Source organism: Anaerotignum lactatifermentans DSM 14214 (genome assembly GCF_900142265.1).
Lineage (GTDB): Bacteria > Bacillota > Clostridia > Lachnospirales > Anaerotignaceae > Anaerotignum > Anaerotignum lactatifermentans.
Map to the genome: position 1 here is coordinate 1 of NZ_FRAH01000119.1, position 5,949 is coordinate 5,949.

Below are 5,949 nucleotides of genomic sequence, written 5' to 3' on the forward strand. Positions count from 1 at the left end.
CTTCAAGTTGAGCGAGGCGTCTTTGAAGCTCTTTGACTTGTTTGGCAGTCATGACTTCACCATCATCTGTTTCAACAGTTGCGTATTGTTTGATCCAGCGAGTGAGAGCAGTCTGAGAAACTCCGTATTCTTTACAAAGGGCAGTTTGTGTTTTGCCACCAGATTGATATAGATTTACGAGTGTTCTTTTGAAGTCTTCGTCATAGCGAATACCTTTGCTGTTTGTTGACATGTAAATACCTCCTTTTGGTGTCTACTTTATTGTAATAGATAGTTACTTTATGTGTCCACTTTTTTAATATAGATCCAAAATCTTTGCGGACGAAAAAAGGTATTGAATGTGATATGTACCGACCTATTTTTAAAATGTGTAATTAGATGGGTAGTACAGTTAAATTTCTTGCCATGAATCTAAAAAAATTAGTGGTGTTGAAAGTGGAAGAGCAATTACTATCCAATGAGAAAATTTATAAAAAACTTTATACTAAAACCTCTAACTTGTCATAGCTTAATAGAGGTTCTTTGAAATCTGATATTTAAACGTTGTTGACTTTTTTAGTTTTTGATATAATATTCTCATAAAATAACATATATAAATGAACCAAGCATGAATATATTATGTTTTTGGTTTAAAATATTTTGGAGTGACATCTATGGAATATGTGTATATTTTGCCTATGGTTGAAGTGTTAGTTTTTAACGTAATTACTTTAGATCATTGCTTTAAAAGGAAATATTCAAAATTTAAAATGGTAGCGGTATTTTTCTTTTTTACTGTATTATGTATTTTGCCCGCAGCACTTTTTAAAAGAGATGTTTTTAACGGAGACGGTAAGTTTTCGATATTTGGATTTTTATACATAATTCCCTTGAAATTTTTATATGATGAAAAAATAGAAAGACTTTTTCTTAATATGTGTATGAGTTGGACGTATACTCTTGGAATATTGGCTGTTTCTATACAGATGGTGTATCTTGGGGACTTTTTAAATTATGACTTATCTTTGATAATAATTGAAACGGTATTATTTTTAGCAACATTTATTCCATTTAGAAATTATGTGATTCCCAAATATATCTATATTTTCCAGAATATGCATGATTTTCGAAAAACACAGTTTAGATATTTGGAAATAAGCGTATTTTTTAACTTCTTTACACTACTTATTCTTCATATAATTTTTCTATACAGCGAAAGAAATTTACTGCAAATTGTTGTGTTGGCTATATTTCTTGCATCCAACTACTTGTTCTATTCCATTGTTTATGAAGTAATAAATAGTTCGGTTAAAATTAATGAGTTGGAGAAAAAAGTTTCAGATGACGCATTAACAGGTCTTGGAAACAGGGTACAAATGATGAGACATATCCGTATTTTAATAGAAGAAAATCAGGTTTTTTCTATTATGTTCTTTGACTTAGACAGATTTAAGCTTATTAACGACCAATACGGTCATGATGTTGGTGACAGGTATCTGATACATTTTGGGAAAGTGTGTTCTGATGAGCTGAAAGATAATGGAAAGCTTTATAGATATGGCGGCGATGAGTTTGTTGCAATATATTATGGCGTTTTAACTGAAGAAATTGCTGATACAATAGCCCAATGTAAAAATTGGGATAAGGATGCTCCTTGCGAGTTTAATCAGGTAAGTGCAGGTTTTGTTGTGTGTAAGCCGCCATATGCCGTTAAAGATCCGTCCATTTTATTAAAACAAGCTGATGACATAATGTATAGGAATAAATTAAATAAGAAAATGAGATACAAGGAGAAAAAATAAAAATTTATTTGTGTGATTTCTGTGTAAATAAAAAATATGATTTATTGAACATTTATGAGTATAACATTTTCTAGAAACAACGTAAACATAGATTTATAATGAAATTATGCCAAAAAAGTCAGCAATCGCTGGCTTTTTTGTTTCTCGAAATCGACACAATATTTGGAAAGAAAAAAGAATAAGAATTATCAACATATGATGCTGAGAAGAAGTTCAATGACAAAGAGATTTTTATATGGAAAAAAATGATAAGATGTTTTTGTAAATGATTAAATTCATTGTTTTTTAATATGATAACCTCTTTTGGGGCAAACTGGACTATAGTCAATAAAAAAGACACGATTTTTAAATATATTTTCCGGGAACGGCTAGATTCCTTGCCGATCCCAGAATGTTGCTTCCATTTCGTTTGGTGTCAGATAGCCTAAAGAACCATGTGGTCTGCGAGAGTTATAGAAGCCTTCGATATATTGGAAGACAGAGTGGTATAGGTCACGATAGGTACGGAAATTACGCCTGTTGGTTTCTTCTTTTTTGAGATATTTGAAGAAACTTTCGCAGCAGGCGTTATCAAAAGGATATCCCTTTTTCGAGAAGGACTGGATAACATTCAGTTCATCAAGCAGTTTTCGAAATGCAAAGGCTGTGTACTGTGATCCTCTATCAGAGTGAAACATCAGTCCAGCTGGACAGTTTCTGGAATAATATGCTTTCTGAAAGGTCTGGATGACCAGATCTGCATTGGATTTGGATGATATATTCCAGGAGATAATCTTTCTGGAAAAAAGATCCATAATGATACAAAGATAATACCACTTACCTCCGGCTTTGAGATACGTAAAATCACTTGTCCAGACCAAGTTGGGAGCTTTTTGATGAAAGTCTTGATGCAGGTGATCAGCATAACAACCAGACGACTCTTTTGGGCGAGAAATGGATTTTGGTTTTATTGTGGACATAGGTGGAAGCTACATGGAACGCATCAGGCGGTACACTCGACCGACGCTGATACAAATGCCATAGTCACGACCTAAGATATATGCGATTTTATAAGCACCGATGCGTTTATCGTAGTCAGCGTAAATGTGCAGAATCATTTGTTTGATGTTCTGATTCTCAATGGTTCTGGAAGAAGGCAGAGAATAAAAATGTTTGTAATAAGTGCTGCGGTTTACGTTGAGTACACGGCAGAGGGTTTTGATATTGTGCTGGAATCGAAGCTTATAAACTGCACTTAATCTTTGTTTGAGTGTGGCGTGAAGATGGCAATCGCTTTTTTTAGGATGAGGTTTTCTTCTTCAAGCTGCGCATTTCTTTTCTGGAGTTCCTGAATCTGTTTCGCAGTCAGAATTTCACCATTAGATGTTTCAACAGTGGAGTATTGCTTGAGCCATCTGGAAAGAGCAGTTTGAGAAACGCCATACTCTTTGGTCAGAGAAGCTTGTGTTTTGCCATTATGATAGAGTTCAACAAGAGTTCGTTTGAAATCCTCATCATAATAATTTTTTTTAGCCATAAAGATACCTCCTTTTGGTGTCTAGTATTATGGTACATCTGTTTATAAATCGTGTCCACTTATTTAATATAGATCCAGTGGAGCAAAGGAAAGTGGAGAATGGGAAGAAGGGGAGGTATTGGAGTTAATAAAAATGGAAAACGAGAGGAATGGGATATGGAGAGGAGAAAAAGGGAGAGCTTCGTCCAAATGAAAAAAGCCGGAATCTTTTGTTTCGAAGATTTCGGCTTTTTTCTATTACGGAAGTTTAAAAACGAATCAAGGCAGTTTATTCCCAGCGGCGGCATAGAGCTCGTACCATTCTTCCCTTGTGAGGGTGATTTCCGCCCCTTTGACGATGCCGGGGATACGGGCAGCATTGGTTGTACCTACAACCACCTGCATGTTGGCAGGATGGCGCAGAAGCCATGCTACGGCTATGCCGTTTTCTGTGGTGTCGTATTTTTTCGCTAGACGAGTCAGGACAGCGTTCAGTTGGGCATAATCGGGATTGCCGATGAATGTGCCTTCGAATACACCATACTGGAAAGGACTATAACACTGGATGGTAATATGGTTCTGGCGGCAGTAATCCAATACGTTTGCATCACGGGAAATGCCGTGGCTGTCTGTGGTGTTCAGATAAGCAGGTGCATCCAGCAGAAGGGTGTGCGCCAGAGAAAATTGCAGCTGGTTGATTTCCAGCGGTTGTTTGACGCAGGTTTTCAGAAGTTCTATCTGGCTGGGGGTATGGTTGCTGACACCGAAATGAAGAACTTTTCCTTGGGATTCCAGTTGGTCAAAGGCTTCTGCCACTTCTTCTGGTTCCATGAGCAAATCGGGACGGTGAAGGAGCAAATAATCCAGACGGTCTGTTTGCAGGCGGCGCAGACTGGTTTCTACGCTGCGGATGATATGCGCTTTGGAAAAGTCATAGCAGGTAAATGCACCGGGGCGAATGCCGCATTTGCTCTGGAGAATAAGTTTATCCCGCATGCCGGGCATTTGGTGCAGGGCTTCCCCGAAAATGGTTTCACAGGTGCCGCCGCCGTAAATATCCGCGTGATCCCAGAAGTTGACACCGGATTCCAGTTGTTTTTCTATGAGGTTTTGCAGAGATTTTGTATCCAGATTGCCGATGCGCATACATCCCTGGATGATGGCAGGAACGTTGCGATTGCCGATGGTGACTAGTTTCATATGGAAACCTCCTTTGTGTTTCGTATGCTGTTAAATCCATGATACTTCTATGGTGGGGGAAGTCAAGGTGATTTTTAGAAAACAATAACAGCAACTTGCTGGTAAGAAAACATACGAAATAAAATCCTCGTAAAACAAAGAAAGCTGAAACCTTTAAGATAAGAATTTCAGCTTTCTTTGTTTTCTTATGAAAATGTCCTTAGGTTCTTTTTTCTATTATAATGCCTGGTCGGATTCGCTGGGGATATATCGCAGGATGGATTCCACTGGGCAGTCCAGGATGCGGCAAAGATCATTGATGGTTTTGGTGGAAATATCTTTATTGTGTTTCAAGCGATGAAGGGTACTATGAGACAGGTGGTGTTTGGTGGTGAGTGTATACCAATTTTCGTCGGAGTTTTCTAATGTTTGCCAAAAAGGCGCGTAGTCAATCAAACATGTCACTTATTTATGCGGGTTAGGCAGATTTTTCTGGTGGTGAGTGTTGTGACGATGGTATGCGGCTGTAGTGGAGGGAATGCAGATGGGCAGATGCGCAGGGAGCTTATGGAGAAGGCAGAGGAGTATCAACAAGAGAAGATCTATATAAAAGGACCGGAAGGAACACCCTTTGCTTTTCTGGTGGAGCGGGGCAATGGAACGGGGGAAGTGGTGCGAAAAGACATAGGGGGATGCGGTGAGAGTCAGATAAAACAGGAAATTGACAAGAAGATGCTGGATGCAGTTTTGAGGGAAAATGGGGAGAAAAAAGAAAAATCACAAAAAAATGAAAAAAATTGAAAAAAGTAGTTGACAGATGAAAAGATACCTGATAGAATAATCAAGCACTCGCAAGAGAGCAGAAAAAAGTCGAATATCTGAAGGGTGAGAAAAGCCTGTTTTTCAATAAAAATTGAAAAATCAGAGAAAAGTACTTAGAAAAGTACTTGACAAGAAAAAAGAAATCTGGTAAGATATTCAAGCGTCATCGAAAAGATGACGAAAATAAAATATCGGGTTTGAGAATAAACGGTCAGAAATGACTGAAAAGTTCTTAAAAAAGTACTTGACAAAATAAAACAAACCTGATAAACTAAATGAGCTGACACCGAAGCGGTGTGAGCAACAAACAAGACTGATCCTTGAAAACTAAACAGCAGAAATAAACTTACAACCCATAGTCAATTCGGTCAGTGATTTTCGAACCGTTTATGGAGCGACCGACCTAACACTGCAAAGTGTCAGAGGGAGCGAAATGGTGAGAAATGAACGGTTTTTCGCAAAGCGAAAAAAGACGACATCTGACAAAAATAATGACAAGAGTTTACCGGTTTCGAAAAAACCGGAGGATAGCCAGATTAACTGGCTAGGTCAACTCAAAGCGTGCAGGTCGCTGGGCTTTATGCGTGACTTTTCTACGAAAACTCACTTATAAAATTTCCAACCGACGATGCCGTTTGTAAATTTTAACATAAGAGTTTGATCCTGGCTCAG

General features: G+C 38.0%; 5 protein-coding genes and 1 pseudogene. 2 read left to right on the forward strand and 4 right to left on the reverse strand.

Annotation, left to right across the window (positions count from 1 at the left end; genetic code table 11):
* On the reverse strand, positions 1–232 hold a 232-nt coding region (locus BUB35_RS17655; protein WP_143185501.1), incomplete at its 3' end, for a transposase.
* A gap of 421 nt (positions 233–653) precedes the next feature.
* On the opposite strand from BUB35_RS17655, the gene BUB35_RS17660 reads away from it, so the two are divergent.
* Positions 654–1,781 (forward strand): GGDEF domain-containing protein, encoded by a 1,128-nt coding sequence (locus tag BUB35_RS17660; protein WP_072853874.1) that lies wholly within the window; start codon positions 654–656, stop codon positions 1,779–1,781.
* 368 nt (positions 1,782–2,149) lie between these two features.
* Here the strand turns inward: BUB35_RS17660 and BUB35_RS17665 are convergent.
* The 3 genes and pseudogenes from BUB35_RS17665 to BUB35_RS17680 all read right to left on the reverse strand — a co-directional run bounded on the left by BUB35_RS17665 (position 2,150) and on the right by BUB35_RS17680 (position 4,911).
* Positions 2,150–3,297 (reverse strand): annotated as a pseudogene (locus tag BUB35_RS17665) (IS3 family transposase).
* Positions 3,298–3,555: 258 nt separating this feature from the next.
* Positions 3,556–4,476 (reverse strand): aldo/keto reductase, encoded by a 921-nt coding sequence (locus BUB35_RS17675; RefSeq protein WP_072853878.1) that lies wholly within the window; start codon positions 4,474–4,476, stop codon positions 3,556–3,558.
* Between the two features lie 216 nt (positions 4,477–4,692).
* On the reverse strand, positions 4,693–4,911 hold the full coding sequence (locus tag BUB35_RS17680) for a helix-turn-helix domain-containing protein (protein WP_072853879.1): 219 nt from the start codon (positions 4,909–4,911) through the stop codon (positions 4,693–4,695).
* 51 nt (positions 4,912–4,962) lie between these two features.
* Here BUB35_RS17680 and BUB35_RS17685 point away from each other — a divergent pair, with 51 nt between their 5' ends.
* A complete protein-coding gene (locus BUB35_RS17685) occupies positions 4,963–5,256 on the forward strand; it encodes a hypothetical protein (RefSeq protein ID WP_143185502.1) in 294 nt (97 codons plus the stop codon).
* Positions 5,257–5,949: the final 693 nt, after the last annotated feature.

Coding starts and splice junctions, on each gene's coding strand:
- BUB35_RS17660 (WP_072853874.1), top strand. CDS start 654: ATGGAATATGTGTATATTTTGCCTATGGTTGAAGTGTTAGTTTTTAAC.
- BUB35_RS17675 (WP_072853878.1), bottom strand. CDS start 4,476: ATGAAACTAGTCACCATCGGCAATCGCAACGTTCCTGCCATCATCCAG.